We start from the raw sequence: 19,664 nt of genomic DNA on the forward strand, positions 1-19,664 counted from the left end.
CCGGGCCAGGGCGCACCATGAAGAAAGACGCTACTTTCGAATTCTACCGCCGTCTTGCGGAGCTCAACCCCAGCCCCGAAACCGAACTCGAATATGGCAATATCTACCAGCTGCTCGTTGCGGTGGTGCTTTCGGCGCAGGCGACCGACGTCGGGGTGAACAAGGCGACGCGGCGGCTGTTTCGGGAGGTCGAAACGCCGCAGGCGATGCTCGACCTCGGCGAAGCGGGGCTGAAGGAGCATATCAAGACGATCGGACTGTTCAACGCGAAGGCAAAAAATGTCATCGCGCTGTCCGAAATCCTCGTCCGCGACCATGGCGGACAGGTTCCCGCCGACCGCGACACGCTCGTCGAACTCCCCGGCGTCGGGCGCAAGACCGCCAATGTCGTGATGAACTGCGCGTTCGGCGCCGAAACCTTCGCCGTCGATACCCACATCTTCCGCGTCGGCAACCGTACCGGCCTCGCCCCCGGCAAGACACCGCTTGCGGTCGAAAAGCGGCTCGAAAAGGACACGCCCGCTCCGTTTAGGGTCGGCGCGCATCACTGGCTGATCCTCCACGGCCGCTACATCTGCAAGGCGCGCACCCCCGAATGCTGGCGCTGCCCGGTGGCGGACCTCTGCCGCTATAAACCGAAGACGCCGGCGCCGAAGGCGAAGCGGGGGGCGTGAAGGTTTTCAGGCGTGCACTGACGCCTGGAGACTTGGGGGAGCCGCTGTCCATCAGCGCCCTCGTCACCCCGGATCAAGTCCGGGTGACGGACTTGAACGTTCGTCCAATATCCCCTTGCCCTTCGCAAAGCGCGCGCCATAGTCCGCCGATGCGTACCATCTCCGCCCCCCTCGCCCTCGCCGCCGCGCTGTTCGCCGCGGCGCCTGCTCACGCCCGGCCCGCCGATCCCGACGCGGCCAAGGCGATCCTCAAGGACAGTATCGCTATCCCTACCGTCGCGGGTCGCGGCAAGGTGCCCGAGCTTGCGGCCTATTATGCCGGGGTGCTGAAGGCGGCCGGCTTTGCCGACGCCGATATCGAAATCACGCCGATGGGCGAGACCGCGACGCTGGCCGTCACGCTGCACGGGACGGGCAAGGACAAGCCAATCCTGCTGCTCGGTCATATGGACGTTGTCGAGGCGGACCCAAAGGACTGGACGCGCGACCCCTTCGTCGCGGTCGAGGAGGACGGCTATATTTTCGGGCGCGGGTCGGAGGACAACAAGTTCGACATCGCGATGATGGTCGCGACGCTCGCGCAGCTCAAAAAGGACGGCTTTCGGCCCAAACGCTCGATCGTCCTTTTGCTCACCGGCGACGAAGAGACCGAGATGGTGACGACGCGCGCGCTCGCGGCAAAGTATAAACATGCCGAAATAGCGCTCAACGGCGACGGCGGCGGCGGGCTGATCGGCGAGGACGGGCGGCCCAAATATTATGCGCTGCAGGCGGGCGAGAAAACCTATGCCGACTTCACGCTCGAAATCACCAACCCCGGCGGGCACAGTTCGCGCCCCACATATGACAATGCGATCGTCCGCCTGTCGAGCGCGCTCGCGATGGTCGGCGCCTATCGCTTCGCGCCGCAGCAGAATGAACTGACGAAGGCAGGGCTGCCGATCGTCGCCGACCAGATCGGCGGCGCGATGGGCGACGCGCTCCGCAAATTTGCCGCCGACCCTGCCGATGCCGCCGCGATCGCCGCGATCCGTGCCGAGCCCGAATATGTCGGCCAGATCGGAACGACCTGCGTCCCGACCATGGTGAACGGCGGCCATGCCGAAAATGCGCTGCCGCAGCGCGCGACCGCGAACATCAACTGCCGCATCTTTCCGGGCGTTGCGGTCGAGGCGGTGCGCGCCGAGCTCGAACGCGTGATCGGCGACTCGGCGATCGCCGTAAAGACCGATCCCGACGCGAGCGCCAGCGACGCCTCACCGCTCCGCGCCGATGTCATGGCGGCGGTGCGCAAGGCGGTCCACGCACGCGCGCCGGGCCTGCCGATCATCCCGGCGATGAGCGCGGGGGCGACCGACAGCTATCATTTCCGGATGCACGGCGTCCCGAGCTACGGCGTTGCGGGGTTGTTTTCCAAGGCGAGCGACAGCTTTGCCCACGGCCTCAACGAACGCGTCCCCGTCGACGCCATCGCGCCCGCGCTTGCGCATTGGGACAGCCTGCTGCGCGATCTGTCGAAATAGCGCGGTCGCACCGGCTGCGTTCAGCCGAGGCCCGCAGCGGCAACCGCCGCGAGCGCGCTGGCCAGCCGGGCGTCGCCTTCGCCGTCGATGCGGACCCATTGCAGCCCGCGCCGGTCGAGCTCGGCGATCGCGACGTCCATGAACCGGCGCCGCGCAAGCTCGCTGCCGAACAGCCGCGTCCCGTCGTCGCGCCACGGCAGGTCGAGGTCGGGGACGAGATAGAGGTCGGCGACATCGTCCCACGCATCGATTTCGGGAAGCCGCTCGCCGAGCAGCATGACCGCCCACGCCTGCGTCATCAGCGGATCGGTGTCGGACACCAGCCATCGGGGCTTCGCCGCCCGCGCCGCTTCGGTCGCGGCGATATGGCCGCGAAAAATGGTGAGGAGGTCGCCCGCGTCGAGGCTGGTTCCATTGGCTTCGCAATAGTCGCGGCCGAACTCGCCGACCACGACGCCGCCGAGCCGCGCGGCGAGGCGCGACGCGAGCGTCGACTTGCCGGTGCTTTCGGCACCGTGAAGACATATGTGGCGCGTCATGCCGCGACGGTGGCGGAACCCGCGGCGCGGCGCCACTGGATCAGCCCGTCGATCGAGAGGCCGAGCAGGACGACATAGACCGCGCTCGTCGCATAAAGGCCGCGCGAGGCAAACAGCGGCACGGCGATCAGGTCGACGGCGATCCACAACCACCAGCTTTCGATCCGCCGCCGCGCGAGCAGCCATTGTGCGGTGATGCTGAACATCGCGATCGCGCCGTCGATCCACGGCGCCGCGGCATCGGTATAGCGGAACATCATATAGCTCCAGCCGAACCACGCGACGATCGTCGTCGACCCCCACGCCAGCCGCGCCTGCCGCGTCATCCAGCCGACGGGAATGCTGGCGTCGCTGCGCGCGCGCGTCCAGCTTGCCCAGCCATAGAGGTTGAGCGCGAAGAAAAAGCCCTGGAGCAGCATGTCGCTGTACAGCCGCGCCTCATAGAAGACGACGGCGTAAAGGCTTACGGCGACCAGCGCGATGGGGTAGTTCCAGATGCTGCGCAGCGCGACGAGTGCGACGTTGACGAGCACCAGCAGTGCGGCCAGCCACTCGATCGGGCTCATTCGGCCGCGGCCTCCCGCGCGCGCGTCCACAATCCCTCGCGGCTGATCCGCCGCTGCGGCGGGCGGCGCAGCACCGACCAGCCGGCGCGCGCGACCCAGCCGAGCTTTTGCCACGCCGAGGTGCGCGCGCGATGGTCCCACGCATGGTCGCCGCGCCGCCGCACCTCGCGCGCGATATCGCCATAGATGCCGGTCGCGGCGAGCACCGCCCAGCGGCTGCGCGGCGGCAGCTTTCGCGCGCCCCAGCGCGCCGACGCCTCATATTCCTCGGCCATTTCGGCGAGCCAGCGCGCCATTACCGAGAGGCGCGAACGAAAGGCGGGGTGCATATGCTGCCCCGGCGGGATGTCGAGCTCGACCAGCCAGTCGACGGGCAGGTAGCAGCGGTCGGCGGCGGCATCCTCGGCAACGTCGCGCGCGATGTTCGACAGCTGGAACGCGATGCCGAGGTCGCTCGCCCGGTCGAGCGTGCGCTCGTCGTCGGGGGCGACCCCCATCACCAGCGCCATCGCGACCCCGACCGCCCCCGCGACATGGTAGCAATAGCGCAGCAGGTCGGCCTCGCTGCGCGGGCGCCAGTCGTCGGCGTCAAGTTCGAACCCCGCAATGATGTCGTCGATCACCGCGCGCGGAATTTCGACCTCGGTGAGCAACAGGCCGAGCGCGTCGAACGCCCGCTCGCCCGTCGGCTCGCCGCGCCAGGCGGCGTCGGTGAGCGCGCGGATGCGCGCGAGCGCGGCCTTCGCATCGTGCCCGGACTGCATCGCCCCGCCATGATCCTGCCCGTCGGTCAGATCGTCGGCGGCGCGGCACCAGGCATAGAGCAGCCACACGCGCTCGCGCGTCGTGCGCTCGAAAAGCTGGCTTGCGAGCGCAAAGCTCTTCGACCCCTGCGCGATGCTGTCATAGGCGAAACCGTGAAGCGCGTCCGCATCGTAGGGGGCGCCGGCCTCCATCAGAGATTTTCGGCCTTCATCGCGAAAATCGTCTGATGCGGTTTGTAACTCTTCATCTTGTCGAGCAGCTCGTCGAGCCCCGCATCGACGATCAGAATCCCCGCGTGCGCGGAACGGATGAAGCCGACATCGATCATCCGCCGGTTGAAGGCGATGAGGTCGTTGAAGAATCCCGCGGCGTTGAGCAGCCCGACCGGATTGCTGTGATAGCCGAGCTGCGCCCAGCTGATCGCCTCCCACAGCTCGTCCATCGTCCCGACCCCGCCCGGGATCGTCAGGAAGCCGTCGGACAGGTCGGTGAACATCTTCTTGCGCTCGTGCATCCCCGACACGACGTGCAATTCGGTGCAGCCGCGGTGCGCGACCTCGGCGCCGACGAGCGCGTCGGGAATGATCCCGATCACCTCGCCCCCCGCCGCGAGCGCCGCATCGGCGACCGCGCCCATTAGCCCGAGCCGCCCGCCGCCATAGACGACGCCGATGCCCCGCTCGGCAAGCGTGCGGCCGACATGGCGCGCGGTTTCGATGTAAATGGGATCATCGGGGGTCGCGGACCCGCAATAGACGGCAAGACGATTCATAAACTTCCCTTACCCGTTCGATCGAACGGAACTATTTATCCAACATCAAACGCGCCGTCGCCTTCGCGCTGCCGACGACGCCGGGGATTCCCGCGCCCGGATGCGTCCCCGCGCCGACGAAGTAAAGATTGGAAATCGCATCGTCGCGATTGTGCGCGCGCAGCCAGGCGCTCTGCCACAGCACGGGCTCGAGGCTGAACGCGCTGCCGAGATGTGCCGACAGGTCGCGGTCGAAATCGGCGGGCGTATAGTGAAAGCGCGTCACCAGATTGGCGCCGAGGCCGGGGAGCACGCGCCGCTCGACCTCCTCCAGAATCGCGTCGGCTAAGCGCTCGCCGAATGCGCCGTCCCAGTCCTTCTGCACCTTGCCGAGGTGCGCGACGGGCGCGAGCGCATAAAAGCTTGCATGTCCGGGCGGCGCCATGCCGGGGTCGGTCGCGCTCGGATGGTGGAGGTAGAGCGAGAAATCGTCGGGAACCACGCCGCCCCGATAGATATCGTCGAGCAGCCCCTTGTAGCGCGGTCCGAACAGGATGCTGTGGTGCGCGATATCGGGGTAATCGCCTTCCACCCCGAAATGGACGACGAACAGCGACGGCGACCAGCGCTTGCGCGCGAGGCGTTTCGCCGCCTTCGGCCCGCGGGCGTGTCCCGCCAGCAGGTCGCGATAGCTGTGCATCAGGTCGCCGTTGCACGCGACCATGTCGGCGTCGCCGCGCCAGCCGCTCGCGGTAACGACGCCGGTTGCGCGGTCGCCTTGCGTCTCGATCGTCGTCACCGCATCGCCGAGGCGCAGCGTGCCGCCGAGCCGTTCGAACAATCGCACCATCGCCGCAACGAGCGCATTGGTGCCGCCACGCGCGAACCAGACGCCGCCTTCCTTCTCGATCGTGTGGATGAGCGCATAGATGCTGCTCGTCGTCATCGGATTTCCGCCGACGAGGAGCGTGTGGAACGACAGCGCCTGCCGCAGCCTTTCGTCCTTCACATAGGAGGAGACGATCGAATAGACGCTGCGCCATGCCTGATATTTGGCGAGCGCGGGCGCGGCGCGGAGCATCGATGCAAAGTCGAGAAAGGCGACCGCGCCGAGCTTCACATAGCCCTCCTCATACACCCCCTTCGAATAGGCGAGGAAGCGGCGATAGCCCTCGACATCGGCGGGGTTCAGTCGCGCGATCTCCGCGGCGAGCGCAGCCTCGTCGTTCGAATAGTCGAAGGTCGAACCGTCGGGCCAGTCGAGGCGGTAAAAGGGAGAGACGGGGACAAGATCGACGTCGGCGGCCATATCCTGCCCGCTCAGCGCCCATAATTCCTCGAGGCACGGCGGATCGGTAATCACGGTCGGCCCCGCGTCGAAGGTGAAGCCGTCGCGCTTCCAGTGATAGGCGCGCCCGCCTGGCTTGTCGCGCGCCTCGACGATCGTCGTCGCGATCCCCGCCGACTGGAGCCGGATCGCGAGCGCGAGTCCGCCGAATCCCGCGCCGATGACGATTGCCCGTTTTGTCACAGCCATTTCAGATCCTTGATGGCGCCAATGGCGCGCCCCACCGCTACGGGCGGTCTGCCCGAAAGCACGCGCATCATGTCGCGCCGCGTCGACGCCCCGGCATAGAAGCGCGCAATCAACGCGGGCGACAGGCGATAGAAGCGCTCGAAAATGCGATAGCGTTCGGCCGGATCGGCGGCGCGGAACAGCATCGCGGCGAGCAGGCGATAGAAACGCTGGCGCCGCCACGCCGCGGCGGCATCGGCGCGCAGCTTCGCCGCAAAATCGGGCCGGTCGACGAGCGTCGGCAGCGCCGCCGCCGTGCGCACCGCGTCGGGAAGCGAATAGCCGGTGGTCGCGTGAAAGCGCCCCGCGCGCACCCCGATCCGCGCAACTGCGTCCTCCGCAGGCCACAGCGCGGCGAAGTCGCCGCCCATCACCACGGGAAGCCAGCCGACCTCCTCGCGCGCCACCGCGTCGACCGCCCAGCCCTGCGCCGCGCAATAATCGGCGATGCGTTCGCGCACCGCCGCGACGTCGAGGTCGGCATCGTCGCTGTAATAGGTATCCTCGACAAAGACCGTCTCGGCATCGAAGGGCAGGCAATAGACGAAGCGATAACCGTCGATCTGTTCGACGCGCGCATCCATGACGATCGGGCGGTCGAGCCCGTGCCCGCCCTCGATACGCACCGCCTGCCCGACGAACTTCTGCCAGCCGCAGTCGATCGCACTGAGGTCGCCGACGCCGCGCGCGTCGATGACGTGGCGCGCCGTCAGCACGCCGCCATCGTCGAACCGCACGCGCCCCGGCGTCAGCTCGCACGCCAGCTTCGCAATCACCCGCTCGGCGGGCAGCGCCGCCGCAACCGCGCGCGCGAGTGCCTCGCTTTCGATGCTGTTGTACGGCATCGCAAGGCCGCGCCGATGGCCGGGAAAGGCGACGTCATAACCCTCCCACCGATGGCCGATCAGCGGCGCGACGAGCCAATGGTCGCCGGGTGCGACATCGCCATCGAAAAAGGACCAGAGATGATTGCCGCCGACCGGCCCCGGCTCGACCAGCCGCACGTCGAGGTCGGGGCGCCGTCCGGCGAGCGCGAGCGCGGCGAGCCCGCCCGCAAGCCCGCCGCCGACGATGGCAATGTCACAGTCGGGCGTCGGGGCGGCGGTCATGCGTCAGCCCTAGCGGTGCGGCGGCGCGGGGGCTATTGCTTTTGCATGGACAGGCCCATTCCCGCGCGCCGCCCCGCATGAGCGCGGCGCTCGCCATCGCGCTCTCGGCGCTCGCGATGACGTTGATCGTCGGGGGACGCTACCTCTTGTCGAGTGGCGCCTTCGCGCTCGCGACGCGCCTCCGTCATCCCGGCCTCTACCGCGGCCTCGAGCGCCAGATGCGCCGCGAGATCGGCTGGAGCCTTGCGAGCGCCGCCATCTATGGCGTGCCCGCCGGGATCGTCGCGTGGGGCTGGCAGGCGCACGGCTGGACGCGCATCTACACCGACGCGGGCGCCTGGCCGCTCTGGTATCTGCCCGTCAGCCTGCTTCTCTACCTCGCGGCGCACGACACATGGTTCTACTGGACGCACCGGCTGATGCACCGCCCGCGCTGGTTCCGGCTCGCCCATGCGGTGCATCACGACAGCCGCCCGCCGACCGCGTGGGCGGCGATGAGCTTTCACCCGGTCGAGGCGGTGACGGGCGCAGTCGTCATTCCCGCGCTCGTCTTCCTCATTCCGATCCACGTCGCGGTGCTCGGCCTCGTCCTCGCGATCATGACCGTGATGGGCGTCGGCAATCATATGGGGTGGGAAATGTTCCCGCGCGCGCTCGTTCATGGACGCGCGGGGCAATGGCTGATAACCGCAACGCATCACCAGCAGCATCATGCTGCCTATAAGGGCAATTATGGCCTCTATTTTCGTTTTTGGGACAGGCTTTGCGGTACCGATATCGGCCTTGGCGATTTTGCCGCTGCTCGCCGCGGCGGCGAGCCCGCCCCCGGTCGTTGAGGTCAGCGTCACCGGGCTGCGCAGCGTCAAGGGACAGCTGCTCGTCTGTCTGACGACCAACCCGAAAGCCTTTCCCGATTGCAGCAAGGATGCGGCGTCGGTCCGCATGGCGGTGAAGTCCGCCGACGCGGCCGATTTCGAGATCGCGGCCCCCGCGAAGGGCATCTATGCGATCGCCGTCGTCCACGACGAAAACAGCAACGACCGGATGGACAAGGCCCTTTTCCTCCCGAAGGAAGGTTTCGGCTTTTCGCGCAATCCGGCGATCGTCGCGGGCCCGCCGAGCTTCAAGGCGGCAAGCTTCGCGGTCGACGGCGACACGCGCGTCGCGATCAAGATGAAATATATGCTGTAGGCGGGACGATGGTCTGAGGTTTGAAAGAACCCGGCCTCCTTTACCCCCTCCCGCAAGCGGGAGGGGCAGCGAGGCTTGCCAGCTTGCTGGCTAGCCGCAGCGGGGTGGGTATTTCGCACCGCTGCTGGCCCACCCCAGACCCCTCCCGCTTGCGGGAGGGGAGATGATCTCCCCAAGCCCGATTGTCGCGGCATCGCCGCACCGCTAAGAGTGCGGGCGTGACCGCGCTCCTCCCCCGCTTCGCCCAATTTGTCGACCGCTGGCCCAGCGCCATCGCGCTGATATTGGGCGCCGTTTCGGCAACGGGATTCGCGCCGCTCGGCCTGTGGCCGCTGACCCTCGCGGCGCTTGCCGGCTGGATGGCGATCGTCGCGCGCGCAGCCAGCGGCTGGCGCGCGCTCGGCGCCGGCTGGGCGTTCGGCGTCGGCCATTTCCTCATCGGACTCAACTGGATCGCGACCGCCTTCACCTATCAGGCGGCGATGCCCGCATGGCTCGGGTGGATCGCGGTGCTGCTGCTCGCGCTTTATCTGGCGGTATATCCTGCGCTGGCGGCGTGGGGCGCCTGGGCGGTACAAAGATTCGTCGCTCCCGCGAAGGGTGGTGGGAGGTACGCGATTCCCGACACGGCCGGTGTCGGCATGGCCCTGTCATCGTCGGGCAAGCCGTCAGTTGCCCCCGCCTTCGCGGGGGCGACGCTCTCCTACATCCTCGCCTTCGCCGGGCTGTGGACGCTCACCGAATGGCTGCGGAGTTGGGTGTTCACCGGTTTCGCATGGAATCCGTTGATCGCCGCATCGCCCGGTTTGGCCCGCAGCGTCGTACCATCGGTCGATCTGCTGACGATTGTGGGAAGCTACGGGGCAAGTGCCTTGCTGATACTCGCCGCCGGCTTCTTCGTCCCGATTGTGCATGAGACTTTGTTTGCGAGTGAAGAGGAACGCGAAACCAAACGGCAGGCGAAACTCGACGAAGACATGCGCGGCGCACCGCTCCAGAGTCTCGGCTGGCCACCGCTGCGTAATGTCATGCTCGGCTTGCTCTATGTCGGTATCCTTTACGGCCTCGCCCAATTCGCCCGTGGAAGCGCGGCGGTGCGCAACGGCGGGGTGCCAGTCACCCTCGTCCAGCCCAACATCGGGCAGGCGGACAAGTGGGAGGGCGACAAGGCCGACGCCAATTTCGCCAAGCTCGCGCGGCTGACCGCTCCCGAAAGCGACACGCCCCGCCTGGTCCTCTGGCCCGAGGCGGCGATTCCCGATTATCTCGAATGGGGCTATCCCGCCGTCTATTACGACCGCTCGCCGCTCGAGGCGCGCGCGCGGCTCGTTCAGCTCATGAACCCCGGCGACGTCATGCTGCTCGGCGCGTTGAAGCTCGAACTCGACAAGAGCGGCGATGTGGTCGGCGCGCGCAACGCGGTGATGACAGTTCACGCCGACGGCACGCTCGGCCCGCGCTACGACAAGGCGCACCTCGTCCCCTATGGCGAATATCTGCCGATGCGGCCGCTGCTGTCGGCGATCGGCCTGTCGCGGCTCGTGCCGGGCGACATCGACTTCTGGCCGGGGCCGGGACCGCGCACGTTCGACCTCGCGCGCTTCGGTCAGGTGGGCCTGCAAATCTGTTACGAGATCATCTTTTCGGGGCAGGTGGTCGACCGCGCCAACCGTCCCGATTTCATCTTCAACCCGTCGAATGACGCCTGGTTCGGCGCGTGGGGGCCGCCGCAGCATCTGGCGCAGGCGCGGCTGCGCGCAATCGAGGAGGGGCTGCCGGTCGTCCGCTCGACCCCGACGGGGATCAGCGCGATCATCGACGCCGACGGGCGCATCGTCGACTCGATCCCGATGCACCGCGCGGGGCGCATCGACGCGATGCTGCCGCCGCCGCACGCGCCGACGCTGTTCGCGCGATATGGCAATGCGCTGCCCGTCGGATTCGCGCTGCTGCTGCTCGCGCTCGCCATTGCCATTCGCCGCCGCGGGCGCTAACAGCGCCGTCACATAAAGCTTCCTTTATATACGATTCAAAGAAGGCCCCCCTCCATGCGCAACAGCTTCCTCTTCACGTCCGAAAGCGTGTCCGAAGGTCATCCCGACAAGGTATCCGATCAGATCAGCGATTCGATCGTCGACCTGTTCCTGTCGAAGGACCCCGAGGCGCGCGTCGCGTGCGAGACGCTGACGACGACGCAGCTCGTCGTGCTGGCGGGCGAAATCCGTTGCAAGGGCGTCTATGAAGACGGCGCCTGGGCCCCCGGCGCACTCGACGAGATCGAGGCGACGGTGCGCAACACGGTGAAGGAAATCGGATACGAGCAAGAGGGCTTCCACTGGAAGGACCTGACCTTCGAGAATAATCTGCACGGCCAGTCGGCGCATATCGCGCAGGGCGTCGACGAAGGCGAAAGCAAGGACGAGGGCGCGGGCGACCAGGGCATCATGTTCGGCTATGCGTCGGACGAAACCCCCGACCTGATGCCCGCGACGCTCGATTACAGCCACAAGATCCTCGAACGCATGGCCGCCGACCGCAAGTCGGGCGTCGCGCCCTTCCTCGAACCCGATGCGAAGAGCCAGGTCACGCTGCGCTATGCCAACGAGCACCCGGTCGAGGCGACCGCGATCGTCGTGTCGACGCAGCATGCGCCCGGCTATTACTGGCACAATGGCGAAGGCGACGAGGCGAAATATCAGGAGCTGCGCAAATATGTGCTCGGCGTGATCGCCGACGTGCTGCCCGCCGAGCTGCTCACCGCGAACACCGTCTATCACATCAACCCCACGGGCCGCTTCGAGATCGGCGGGCCCGACGGCGACGCGGGGCTCACCGGCCGCAAGATCATCGTCGACACCTATGGCGGCGCGAGTCCGCACGGCGGCGGCGCGTTCAGCGGCAAGGACCCGACAAAGGTCGATCGTTCGGCGGCCTACGTCACCCGCTATCTTGCGAAGAATATCGTCGCCGCGGGGCTTGCGCGCCGCTGCACGATCCAGCTCAGCTACGCCATCGGTGTCGCCGAGCCGCTGTCGGTCTATGTCGACCTCCACGGCACCGCGGCGAACGGCGCGAGCGAGGCCGCGCTCGAACAGTTGCTGCCGCAGCTCGTGCGCCTGACGCCAAAAGGCATTCGCACGCATCTGGGGCTCAACAAGCCGATCTATCGCCAGACCGCCGCCTACGGCCATTTCGGCCGCCAGGCCGACGGCGACGCCTTCCCGTGGGAACGCACCGACCTCGTGGACCAGCTCAAGGCCGCCTTTCCGGGCTGATCGGCGGCGATCGCCGCTTGCCTTCACCGCCCCGTTCTGACAGCAAGTCGCGGGAACGGGGGGATATATGGCAAGCATCTGGAAATCGGCGATCGCTCTGGGCGCGGCGCTCGCCGCCGCCGCTTCGCTGCCGCTGGCGGCGCAGGAAGAGGTGGTTGTCGAGGCCGGCAAACCGTGGAACCATGCCCCCAGCGGCATTTCGGTGCCCGCGACGATCGATGGCATCGCGCGCGGGCGCGTCACCCGTTTTGACCAACAGGATCTCGACGTCGCCGCCAGCTTTTTCCGCGGGTCGCCCCAGGAAGCGCTGACCGTTTATGTTTTTCGGAACACCAACGGCAATGCGTCCGTCTGGCTGTCGCAGGCGCAGGGGTCGATCGAGAACGGAAAGAGTTTCGGAACCCCGTCGCTCGCGATTGCGCCGGCGACCTTTGCTCCGACGGCGCAGAGCGGGGCGATTGGCGTCCACGCCGTCTATGCGCTGACGGGCACCGACTATCGAAGCGCCGGGGTCGCGATCTTTCCGGTCGGCGACTGGTACGTGAAAGTCAGGGCGAGTTCGACATCGCGTTCCCCCGCGGAAAATGCTGCATGGATGAAGCGGGTTATTGGAGCGCTCATCCTTCCGACGCTCTCTGCCGGAGCCGCAGCCACGCCCGTTATTCCTTGTTCGACGCCGCTCGGTGCGGCCAACAGCGCCGACAGCACGGCGACGCAAGGCGCTGGCATTTCCCAGCCCTCGGACCGGATCGTTGCCGCCCAATGGTGCCGCGAGACGCGGATGGAGGGGAACCGCGCGGTCTATCGTCCCGTCGGAACGACCGATCGCTATCTGTTCGCGTTCGGCGACAATGGCAATGCGGTGACAGTTCGGGGCGAAGGCGGCTATTATTCCGGCAATTTCATCACCGCAGCCAAGTCGTTCGCCCTGCCACCGCAAACGGCGCTGCCGACGCCGCAACGCGTGCTCGAGCTGATGGCGGCGGACAAGGCAGTGGGTGTGTTCGACACCTGGCCCCCGCGACGCTGACGGCAACGCAACGCCCCTTGCCGCGCGCGCGTCCGCTCGGCTAGGGCGCGCGGCATGACCGCTTACAAATCCGGCGACCCGACGACGCTCAACCGCCTCTATGGCCGCGCCAAGGGCAAGCCCCTTCGCGCGGGCCAGCAGGATCTGGTCGACACGCTGCTGCCGCAGATCGCGGTGCCGGCCGACGGCGACGTCACGGCAGAGCGCCTGTTCGGCTATGATCGCCCGCTGCATTTCGAGATCGGCTTCGGCGGCGGCGAGCATATGGCGGCGCGCGCCGACATGCTCCCCGATCACGGCTTCATCGGTGCCGAACCCTTTATCAACGGCGTCGCGCAGGCGCTCGTCCATGTCGCGGGCGACCATGGCGCGCATCCCCCGCTCGGCAACGTCCGCATCCATCACGGCGACGCGCTCGAGGTGCTGCGGCGCATCCCCGACGGCGCGCTGAGCTTCGCCTATCTGCTGCATCCCGATCCGTGGCCCAAGGCGCGCCATGCCAAGCGGCGGATGATGAACGACGGGCCGGTCGACCTGATCGCGGCCAAGCTGAAGCCCGGCGGCGAATTCCGCTTCGGCACCGATCATCCCGTCTATCTGGCCCACGCGCTGATGGTGATGCGCCGCCACCGCCACCAGTTCGAATGGCTCGCGCAGGACGCGCGCGATTTCCTCGTCCGCCCCGGCGGCTGGCCCGAAACGCGCTACGAGGCCAAAGCGCGCGCGCAGGGGCACGAGGTCTGGTATTTCCGCTACCGCCGCCGCTAGGCGCGCGCAACGCAAGCTTTGCGCTGTCGCGGTCCGTCATGAATATGGCGATTTTATCTGGATGCCCCGCGAGGATTCGAACCTCGATAGACGGAATCAGAATCCGTAGTCTTACCATTAGACGACGGGGCAGGAGGGGCGCGCAATATGATTGCTGACGGGCGCTGTCAAGGCTGCGTGGCCGCCGCGCACAAGCGCGCTTGCGCGGTCGCGATTCGCCGCTAGCATCGCATCGATAAGATAAGCGCGCCGCGGGGTTGCGGCGGGCGCGCGCAGGAGTGGGCTATGCGTCACGTCGCAATCGTCGGGTCGGGCCCGGCGGGCTATTATACCGCCGAGGCATTACAGAAATCGGACGACATCGCCGTCGACGTGATCGACCGCCTGCCCGTTCCCTATGGGCTGATCCGCACGGGCGTCGCGCCCGACCATCAATCGATCAAGGCGGTTTCGCGCCGTTACGAGGGCGTCGCGCTGACCGACAATGTCCGCTTTGTCGGCAATGTCGCGGTCGGCAGCGATGTCGGCATCGACGAACTCACGACGCTCTACGACGCGGTCGTGCTCGCGACCGGCGCGCCCAACGACCGCCCGCTCGGCATTCCCGGCGCCGACCTCGACGGCGTGATCGGCAGCGCGGCCTTCGTCGGCTGGTACAACGGCCACCCCGATTTCGCCGCGCTCGACCCGCCGCTCGATTCGGCGGGGGTTGCGGTGATCGGCAACGGCAATGTCGCGCTCGACGTCGCGCGCATCCTGGCGAAGACCCCTGCCGAATTCGCGGGCAGCGACATCGTCGCGCACGCGCGCGACGCACTCGCGGCGAGCAATGTGCGGCAGATCCATATTCTCGGCCGCCGCGGACCGCACCAGATTGCAATGACGCCCAAGGAACTTGGCGAGCTTGGCCACCTCGAGCGCGCGGCGCCGCGCGTCGACCCCGCCGACCTGCCGCCCGAGGGCGACGATGCGCTGCTCGAACCCGGGATGCGCAAATCGGTGACGCACCTGCGCGATTTTGCCGCGAACCCGGTCGCGAAGCCGGTGACGGTCGACTTCGACTTTTTCGCGATGCCGGTGGCGTTGGAGGGAGAGGGGCGCGTCCAGCGCGTCATCGTCGAGCGCACCGAACTCGACGCCGACATGCGCAGCCACGGGACCGGGGAAACCTATGCGGTCGACGTCGGACTGGTGATCAGCTGCATCGGGTATCAGACGCCGCCGATCCCCGGCGTCCCCTATGAACATGGCCGCGGCCGTTTTGCGAGCGACGAGGGGCGCATCCTGCCCGGTCTTTACGCGGTCGGCTGGGCGCGGCGCGGGCCGACGGGGACGATCGGGACGAACAAGCCCGACGGCGCGCGGATCGCCGAAATGGTGGTCGCGGACATCGGCCGCGGCGCGGGCAAGCCGGGGCGCCCCGGGCTCGACACCTTGCTCGCGAGCCGCGGCGTCGTTCCCGTGACCTTTCGCGACTGGCGCCGGATCGAGGCGGCAGAGGTCGCGGCGGCGCTCGACGGCGCGCCGCGCGAGAAGTTCACCAGCGTCGAGGCGATGCTCGCCGCGATCGGGCGTTGAGGGCGCGCGTCCGCACCGCGCTGCGCTGGCTGCTCGCGCTTGGCTATGCCTATGCGGGCTATCGTCACCTCGCGACGCCTGCGCCCTTTCTGGCGATCATGCCGCCGTGGGTGCCAATGCCCGCATTCGTCGTCGCCGCGACCGGCATCGCCGAGCTTGCGGGCGCGCTGGGGCTGGCGATCCCGGCGACGCGCAAGGTCGCGGGCTGGGGCCTCGCGCTCTATGCGCTGTGCGTCTGGCCCGCGAATTTCCACCATGCGTTCGCCAACATGGCGATCGGCGGCGAGGTGCTCGGCTGGTGGTATCACGCCCCGCGCCTCGCGGCGCAGCCGCTCATCATCTGGTGGGCGCTATGGGCGAGCGGCGCGGTCGAATGGCCCTTCGGCGGCCCGCGCAGTCGCCTCGCCCCTCCTCCTTGACGGGGGAGGGCTTATGTCATTTCGCCGCAGGGGTTTCGATCGGCAGGGCGTCCTTGCGGCTCGCGGCATGGGCTTCGACCGCCTTGAGCACGCGCAGCATGTTGCCGCTCGCGATCTTTTCGAGTTCGGCCTGCGAATAGCCGCGCCGCGCGAGCTCGGTGAACAGCGCGGGATATTTCGACACATCCTCCAGTCCCTCGGGCAGCACGTCGACGCCGTCATAATCGCCCCCGATGCCGATATGGTCGACGCCGATGGTGCGGCGCAGATGGTCGATATGATCGGCGACGCGCTGGGCGTTGGTGCGCGGCGCCGGATGCGCCGCGTCCCACGCCAGGAGCGCGGCGTCGGCGGCGGCCGGATCGCCCGGATGGAGTGCCTTGAGGCGCGCCTGCTCGGCGGTGCGCGTCAGCCCGTGCGCGCGCACCTCGGCGTCGACGAAGGGGGGGTAAAAGACGACCATGACGATCCCGCCGTTCGCCTTGACGCGCGGCAGCACGCTGTCGGGGACGTTGCGCGGATGGTCGTTGACCGCGCGCACGCCCGAATGGCTGAACATCACCGGCGCCTTTGCCTCTTCGAGCGCGTCGAGCATCGTCGCCTCGCTGACGTGGCTGAGGTCGACGATCATCCCGATGCGGTTCATCTCGCGCACCAGCTGGCGCCCGAAATCGTTGAGCCCGTCGTGGACGGGCGCGTCGGTCGCGCTGTCGGCCCAGGGCGTGTTCTTCGAATGGGTGAGCGTCATGTAGCGCACCCCGAGCGCGTGCATCTGGCGCAGCACCGCGAGCGACGAGCCGATCGAATGGCCGCCCTCCATCCCCAGCATCCCCGCGACCTTTCCGGCCTTCATCGCGCGTTCGAGTTCGGCGGTGGTCGATGCGAGCGCGAGGTCGGCGGGATAGCGCGCCGCCATCCGCCGGATCACGTCGATCTGTTCGATCGTCTGCTGCACCGCCTTTGCCTCGTCGGTCGTCGCGGGCACCCACACCGACCAGAATTGCGCACCGACGCGCCCCGCGCGCAGCCGCGATATATCGGTGTGCATCGCGATCAGCGGCTTTTCGGCGTCGGGCTTGGCGGTGTCGGTCGTGTCGCGGAAATCGAAATCGTTGATCATATTGTGCGCATGGTCGCGCAGCGCCCACGGCGCGTCATTATGCCCGTCGAACACCGGCGCGCGGGCCAGCGCGGCGGCAGCCACGGCTTCGGGCGGTTGCTGCGCGGCGGCGGGGGTGGCGATCAGGGCGAGTGCGGCGAGGCCGGCGAGCAGGGGCGCTTTGGTCATGGCGCGCGACCTTAAGCGCTTGAGCGGACTGTGCAAGAGCGTGGCCAACCCTGCGACCGACAGGTCGCGCCATATTTTTCACACAAAGACACAAAGGCACAAAGAAGGAGCAAAAATGCAGCTGTCTTTGTGCCTTTATGTCTTTGTGTGCGATATTACGAAGCGCTTCCGGCGCGTCCGAACTTGACGCATACGTCAAGCACGCGCAGCATCGGCGCATGACAGCCTTCGACGACTGGCGCGCGCGTTCGCCTTATTATGACGAAACGCACGAAGCGCTCGCGCAGAGCGTCCGCCGCTTCGTCGCGCGCGAGGTCGCGCCGCACATCGACCGCTGGGAGGCGGAGGGCGAACTGCCGCGCGCGCTGCATAAAAAAGCGTCCGACGCGGGCATCCTCGGGCTGCGTTATCCCGAACAATATGGCGGCCACAGCACCGGCTTCGACATTTTCCACGGGCTCGTCGTCACCGAAGAGTTGGCGGCGGTCGGCGCGGGCGGGCTTGGCGCGTCGCTGATGACGCACGGCATCGGGCTGCCGCCGATACTCGCGCTCGGCTCCGACGAACTCAAGCGCCGCGTAGCGCCGCCGGTGCTCGCGGGCGACCGGATCATCGCGCTCGGCATTACAGAGGCGGGCGGGGGCAGCGACGTCGCCAACCTCAGGACGACGGCGGTGCGCGACGGCGACGATTATGTCGTCAACGGCGGCAAGATGTTCATCACCTCGGGAATGCGCGCCGACTGGCTGACCTGCGCGGTGCGCACCGGCGGGCCCGGCGCGGGCGGCATATCGCTGCTGCTGGTCGAGATGGACGCGCCGGGGGTCGAACGCACGCGGCTCGACAAGATGGGCTGGCGGTGCAGCGACACCGCCGCGATCCACTTCAGCGACGTCCGCGTCCCCGCCGCGAACCTCATCGGCGCCGAAAATGGCGGCTTCATCGGCATCATGCGCAATTTCAACAGCGAGCGGCTCGGCATGGCGATGGGCTGCTGCGCAATGGCGCGCGTCGCGATGGCCGAGGCGGCCGAATGGGCGCAACAGCGCGAAACCTTTGGAAAGCCGCTCGTCGGCCACCAGTCGATCCGCATCAAGCTCGCCGACATGGAACGCCAGATCGAAGCGACGCAGGCGTGGGTCGACCTGTGCGCGTGGCAGGTCAAAAAGGGCAAGGACCGCCCCGCCGATTTCGCGATGCTCAAGGTGCAGGCGACGCGCATGCTCGAACATGTCGCGCGCGAGGCCGCGCAGGTGCTGGGCGGCGCATCCTATATCACCGGCAGCAAGGTCGAACGCATCTACCGCGAGGTCCGCGTTAATGCCATTGGAGGAGGCAGCGAGGAAATCATGCTCGACCTCGCGGGTCGGCAATTGTTTGGAGGAAAAAGATGAACGAGATCGCTCGAAGCTGGCCCGCCGAGGCCGAGACCCTGTTGGGCGACCTCGTGACCTTGCGCCGCGCGATTCACCGCGAGCCCGAACTCGGCCTGCAAAACCCGAAAACGCTCGCGAAGATCAAGGAGGCGCTCGCCGGCCTCCCGCTCGAATTTCGCGAGGGGCCGTCGACGACCGGCCTCGTCGCGATCCTGCGCGGCCCCGCGAACGGGCGCACCGTGCTGCTGCGCGGAGACATGGACGCGTTGCCGCTGGTCGAGGATACGGGACTCGACTTCACCTCCGAAACGCATGGCGCGATGCACGCCTGCGGGCACGACACGCATGTCGCGATGCTCGTCGGCGCGGCGAAGCTGCTGTGTGCGGCGCGCGACCGCCTGCCCGGCACGGTGATGTTCATGTTCCAGCCGGGCGAGGAGGGCCATCATGGCGCGCGCTTCATGCTCGAGGACGGGCTGATCGACCCGCTGCCCGACGCGGCGTTCGCGCTCCACATCATGCCCAACGCGCCGCACGGCATTTTCGCGGGGCGCGCGGGGCCGCTGCTCGCCTCGTCCGACGTGCTGTCGATCACCGTCAAGGGCGCGGGCGGCCATGCCTCGATGCCGCATGATGCGGTCGATCCCATTCCGGTCGCGTGCGAAATCGTCTCGGCAATCCAGACGATGGTGACGCGCAAGGTTTCGGTGTTCGACCCCGCGGTGGTCACCATCGCCAGGATCGCGGCGGGGACGACGAACAATATCATCCCCGAAAGCGCCGAGATGCAGGGGACGATCCGCACCCTGTCGCCCGAGCGCCGCGCGATGGTCGCGCGCGAGCTCCGGCGCCTCGCCCCCGCAATCGCCGAGGCGCACGGCTGCACCGCCGAGGTCGAGATAGAGGAAGGCTTCCCCGTCACCGTCTGCGACGCGCGCGCGGTCGCCTTTGGCCAGTCGGTTGTGGAGGAGACCTTCGGCGAGGCCGCGTGGCTGACGATGGAGCATCCGGTGATGGGCGCCGAGGATTTCGCCTATGTCCTCGAAAAAGTCCCCGGCGCAATGTTCTGGCTCGGCGCGAGCCACGAGGGCAGCGACTGGCGCGCGTGCTGCGGCCTCCACTCGAACCGCATGGTCCTCGACGAAAAGGTGATGGCCCGCGGCGCCGCCCTCCACGCGGCGCTGGCCGAACGGTTTTTGAACGAGGGGTTTGCGTAGGGAAATCTCACGCAAAGGC

The 19,664-nt window shown here is 67.6% G+C and carries 19 protein-coding genes and 1 tRNA gene; 12 read left to right on the forward strand and 8 right to left on the reverse strand.

Going from position 1 to position 19,664, the window contains the following annotated elements; translation table 11 throughout:
• Window positions 1-17: 17 nt before the first annotated feature.
• Window positions 18-674 (forward strand): endonuclease III, encoded by a 657-nt coding sequence (gene nth, locus H7692_RS10785; protein WP_222136857.1) that lies wholly within the window; start codon window positions 18-20, stop codon window positions 672-674.
• 149 nt (window positions 675-823) lie between these two features.
• Window positions 824-2,197 (forward strand): M20/M25/M40 family metallo-hydrolase, encoded by a 1,374-nt coding sequence (locus H7692_RS10790; protein ID WP_222136858.1) that lies wholly within the window; start codon window positions 824-826, stop codon window positions 2,195-2,197.
• 20 nt (window positions 2,198-2,217) lie between these two features.
• On the opposite strand, the gene H7692_RS10795 is transcribed toward H7692_RS10790, so the two are convergent.
• From H7692_RS10795 to crtY, 6 genes are read right to left on the reverse strand one after another with little or no spacing between them, the layout of a single operon-like run.
• Window positions 2,218-2,736, reverse strand: coding sequence for an AAA family ATPase (locus H7692_RS10795; RefSeq protein ID WP_222136859.1), 519 nt, complete (start codon window positions 2,734-2,736; stop codon window positions 2,218-2,220).
• Window positions 2,733-3,302, reverse strand: coding sequence for a nicotinamide riboside transporter PnuC (gene pnuC / locus H7692_RS10800; RefSeq protein ID WP_227340161.1), 570 nt, complete (start codon window positions 3,300-3,302; stop codon window positions 2,733-2,735). Before pnuC ends, H7692_RS10795 begins: the two co-directional genes overlap by 4 nt.
• On the reverse strand, window positions 3,299-4,258 hold the full coding sequence (locus H7692_RS10805) for a phytoene/squalene synthase family protein (protein ID WP_222136860.1): 960 nt from the start codon (window positions 4,256-4,258) through the stop codon (window positions 3,299-3,301). The genes pnuC and H7692_RS10805 overlap by 4 nt, the downstream gene beginning before the upstream one ends.
• Window positions 4,258-4,839 carry a TIGR00730 family Rossman fold protein gene (locus tag H7692_RS10810; protein WP_222136861.1) on the reverse strand — a complete coding sequence of 194 codons (582 nt, stop codon included), beginning with the start codon at window positions 4,837-4,839 and terminating at the stop codon, window positions 4,258-4,260. Before H7692_RS10810 ends, H7692_RS10805 begins: the two co-directional genes overlap by 1 nt.
• A 31-nt stretch (window positions 4,840-4,870) precedes the next feature.
• Entirely contained in the window at window positions 4,871-6,349 is a 1,479-nt protein-coding gene (locus H7692_RS10815) for a phytoene desaturase (protein WP_222137343.1), read from the reverse strand.
• Window positions 6,346-7,503: a lycopene beta-cyclase CrtY gene (gene crtY, locus H7692_RS10820; RefSeq protein ID WP_222136862.1), complete on the reverse strand. Its 1,158-nt coding sequence runs from the start codon at window positions 7,501-7,503 to the stop codon at window positions 6,346-6,348. Before crtY ends, H7692_RS10815 begins: the two co-directional genes overlap by 4 nt.
• Window positions 7,504-7,580: 77 nt before the next feature.
• Between crtY and H7692_RS10825 the strand changes: the two genes are divergently transcribed.
• The 6 genes from H7692_RS10825 to trmB all read left to right on the forward strand — a co-directional run bounded on the left by H7692_RS10825 (window position 7,581) and on the right by trmB (window position 13,767).
• Window positions 7,581-8,339, forward strand: coding sequence for a sterol desaturase family protein (locus tag H7692_RS10825; RefSeq protein ID WP_201928281.1), 759 nt, complete (start codon window positions 7,581-7,583; stop codon window positions 8,337-8,339).
• Window positions 8,287-8,694 (forward strand): DUF2141 domain-containing protein, encoded by a 408-nt coding sequence (locus H7692_RS10830; RefSeq protein ID WP_227340162.1) that lies wholly within the window; start codon window positions 8,287-8,289, stop codon window positions 8,692-8,694. The genes H7692_RS10825 and H7692_RS10830 overlap by 53 nt, the downstream gene beginning before the upstream one ends.
• 218 nt (window positions 8,695-8,912) lie before the next feature.
• On the forward strand, window positions 8,913-10,688 hold the full coding sequence (gene lnt / locus H7692_RS10835) for an apolipoprotein N-acyltransferase (protein ID WP_222136864.1): 1,776 nt from the start codon (window positions 8,913-8,915) through the stop codon (window positions 10,686-10,688).
• A 54-nt stretch (window positions 10,689-10,742) separates the two neighbouring features.
• The gene (gene metK / locus H7692_RS10840; protein ID WP_222136865.1) at window positions 10,743-11,969 is read left to right on the forward strand and encodes a methionine adenosyltransferase; all 1,227 of its coding nucleotides are present in this window, start codon (window positions 10,743-10,745) and stop codon (window positions 11,967-11,969) included.
• Window positions 11,970-12,036: 67 nt separating this feature from the next.
• Window positions 12,037-12,999, forward strand: coding sequence for a hypothetical protein (locus tag H7692_RS10845; RefSeq protein ID WP_222136866.1), 963 nt, complete (start codon window positions 12,037-12,039; stop codon window positions 12,997-12,999).
• 54 nt (window positions 13,000-13,053) lie between these two features.
• A complete protein-coding gene (gene trmB / locus H7692_RS10850) occupies window positions 13,054-13,767 on the forward strand; it encodes a tRNA (guanine(46)-N(7))-methyltransferase TrmB (protein ID WP_222136867.1) in 714 nt (237 codons plus the stop codon).
• 58 nt (window positions 13,768-13,825) lie between these two features.
• Here trmB and H7692_RS10855 read toward each other — a convergent pair.
• Window positions 13,826-13,899 (reverse strand) — tRNA-Gln (locus H7692_RS10855).
• A 153-nt stretch (window positions 13,900-14,052) separates the two neighbouring features.
• Here H7692_RS10855 and H7692_RS10860 point away from each other — a divergent pair.
• On the forward strand, window positions 14,053-15,345 hold the full coding sequence (locus H7692_RS10860; protein WP_201928275.1) for an FAD-dependent oxidoreductase: 1,293 nt from the start codon (window positions 14,053-14,055) through the stop codon (window positions 15,343-15,345).
• Complete coding sequence (locus H7692_RS10865; protein WP_201928274.1) at window positions 15,342-15,764, forward strand: DoxX family protein; 423 nt, start codon at window positions 15,342-15,344, stop codon at window positions 15,762-15,764. Before H7692_RS10860 ends, H7692_RS10865 begins: the two co-directional genes overlap by 4 nt.
• 16 nt (window positions 15,765-15,780) lie before the next feature.
• On the opposite strand, the gene H7692_RS10870 is transcribed toward H7692_RS10865, so the two are convergent.
• Window positions 15,781-17,052 (reverse strand): dipeptidase, encoded by a 1,272-nt coding sequence (locus tag H7692_RS10870; protein ID WP_222136868.1) that lies wholly within the window; start codon window positions 17,050-17,052, stop codon window positions 15,781-15,783.
• A 218-nt stretch (window positions 17,053-17,270) separates the two neighbouring features.
• On the opposite strand from H7692_RS10870, the gene H7692_RS10875 reads away from it, so the two are divergent.
• Together H7692_RS10875 and H7692_RS10880 are read left to right on the forward strand one after the other, a co-directional pair.
• On the forward strand, window positions 17,271-18,446 hold the full coding sequence (locus tag H7692_RS10875; protein WP_227340163.1) for an acyl-CoA dehydrogenase family protein: 1,176 nt from the start codon (window positions 17,271-17,273) through the stop codon (window positions 18,444-18,446).
• Complete coding sequence (locus tag H7692_RS10880) at window positions 18,443-19,645, forward strand: M20 metallopeptidase family protein (protein WP_222136870.1); 1,203 nt, start codon at window positions 18,443-18,445, stop codon at window positions 19,643-19,645. The genes H7692_RS10875 and H7692_RS10880 overlap by 4 nt, the downstream gene beginning before the upstream one ends.
• Window positions 19,646-19,664: the final 19 nt, after the last annotated feature.

It is taken from the genome of Sphingopyxis sp. P8, from assembly GCF_020622175.1.
In the GTDB taxonomy this organism is placed as follows: domain Bacteria; phylum Pseudomonadota; class Alphaproteobacteria; order Sphingomonadales; family Sphingomonadaceae; genus Sphingopyxis; species Sphingopyxis jiangsuensis.

What these genes read in the sequence shown, in the direction of transcription:
- nth (WP_222136857.1), top strand. Translation starts at nt 18, where the DNA reads ATGAAGAAAGACGCTACTTTCGAATTCTACCGCCGTCTTGCGGAGCTC.
- H7692_RS10790 (WP_222136858.1), top strand. Translation starts at nt 824, where the DNA reads ATGCGTACCATCTCCGCCCCCCTCGCCCTCGCCGCCGCGCTGTTCGCC.
- H7692_RS10795 (WP_222136859.1), bottom strand. Translation starts at nt 2,736, where the DNA reads ATGACGCGCCACATATGTCTTCACGGTGCCGAAAGCACCGGCAAGTCG.
- pnuC (WP_227340161.1), bottom strand. Translation starts at nt 3,302, where the DNA reads ATGAGCCCGATCGAGTGGCTGGCCGCACTGCTGGTGCTCGTCAACGTC.
- H7692_RS10805 (WP_222136860.1), bottom strand. Translation starts at nt 4,258, where the DNA reads ATGGAGGCCGGCGCCCCCTACGATGCGGACGCGCTTCACGGTTTCGCC.
- H7692_RS10810 (WP_222136861.1), bottom strand. Translation starts at nt 4,839, where the DNA reads ATGAATCGTCTTGCCGTCTATTGCGGGTCCGCGACCCCCGATGATCCC.
- crtY (WP_222136862.1), bottom strand. Translation starts at nt 7,503, where the DNA reads ATGACCGCCGCCCCGACGCCCGACTGTGACATTGCCATCGTCGGCGGC.
- H7692_RS10825 (WP_201928281.1), top strand. Translation starts at nt 7,581, where the DNA reads ATGAGCGCGGCGCTCGCCATCGCGCTCTCGGCGCTCGCGATGACGTTG.
- metK (WP_222136865.1), top strand. Translation starts at nt 10,743, where the DNA reads ATGCGCAACAGCTTCCTCTTCACGTCCGAAAGCGTGTCCGAAGGTCAT.
- H7692_RS10845 (WP_222136866.1), top strand. Translation starts at nt 12,037, where the DNA reads ATGGCAAGCATCTGGAAATCGGCGATCGCTCTGGGCGCGGCGCTCGCC.
- trmB (WP_222136867.1), top strand. Translation starts at nt 13,054, where the DNA reads ATGACCGCTTACAAATCCGGCGACCCGACGACGCTCAACCGCCTCTAT.
- H7692_RS10860 (WP_201928275.1), top strand. Translation starts at nt 14,053, where the DNA reads ATGCGTCACGTCGCAATCGTCGGGTCGGGCCCGGCGGGCTATTATACC.
- H7692_RS10870 (WP_222136868.1), bottom strand. Translation starts at nt 17,052, where the DNA reads ATGACCAAAGCGCCCCTGCTCGCCGGCCTCGCCGCACTCGCCCTGATC.
- H7692_RS10875 (WP_227340163.1), top strand. Translation starts at nt 17,271, where the DNA reads ATGACAGCCTTCGACGACTGGCGCGCGCGTTCGCCTTATTATGACGAA.
- H7692_RS10880 (WP_222136870.1), top strand. Translation starts at nt 18,443, where the DNA reads ATGAACGAGATCGCTCGAAGCTGGCCCGCCGAGGCCGAGACCCTGTTG.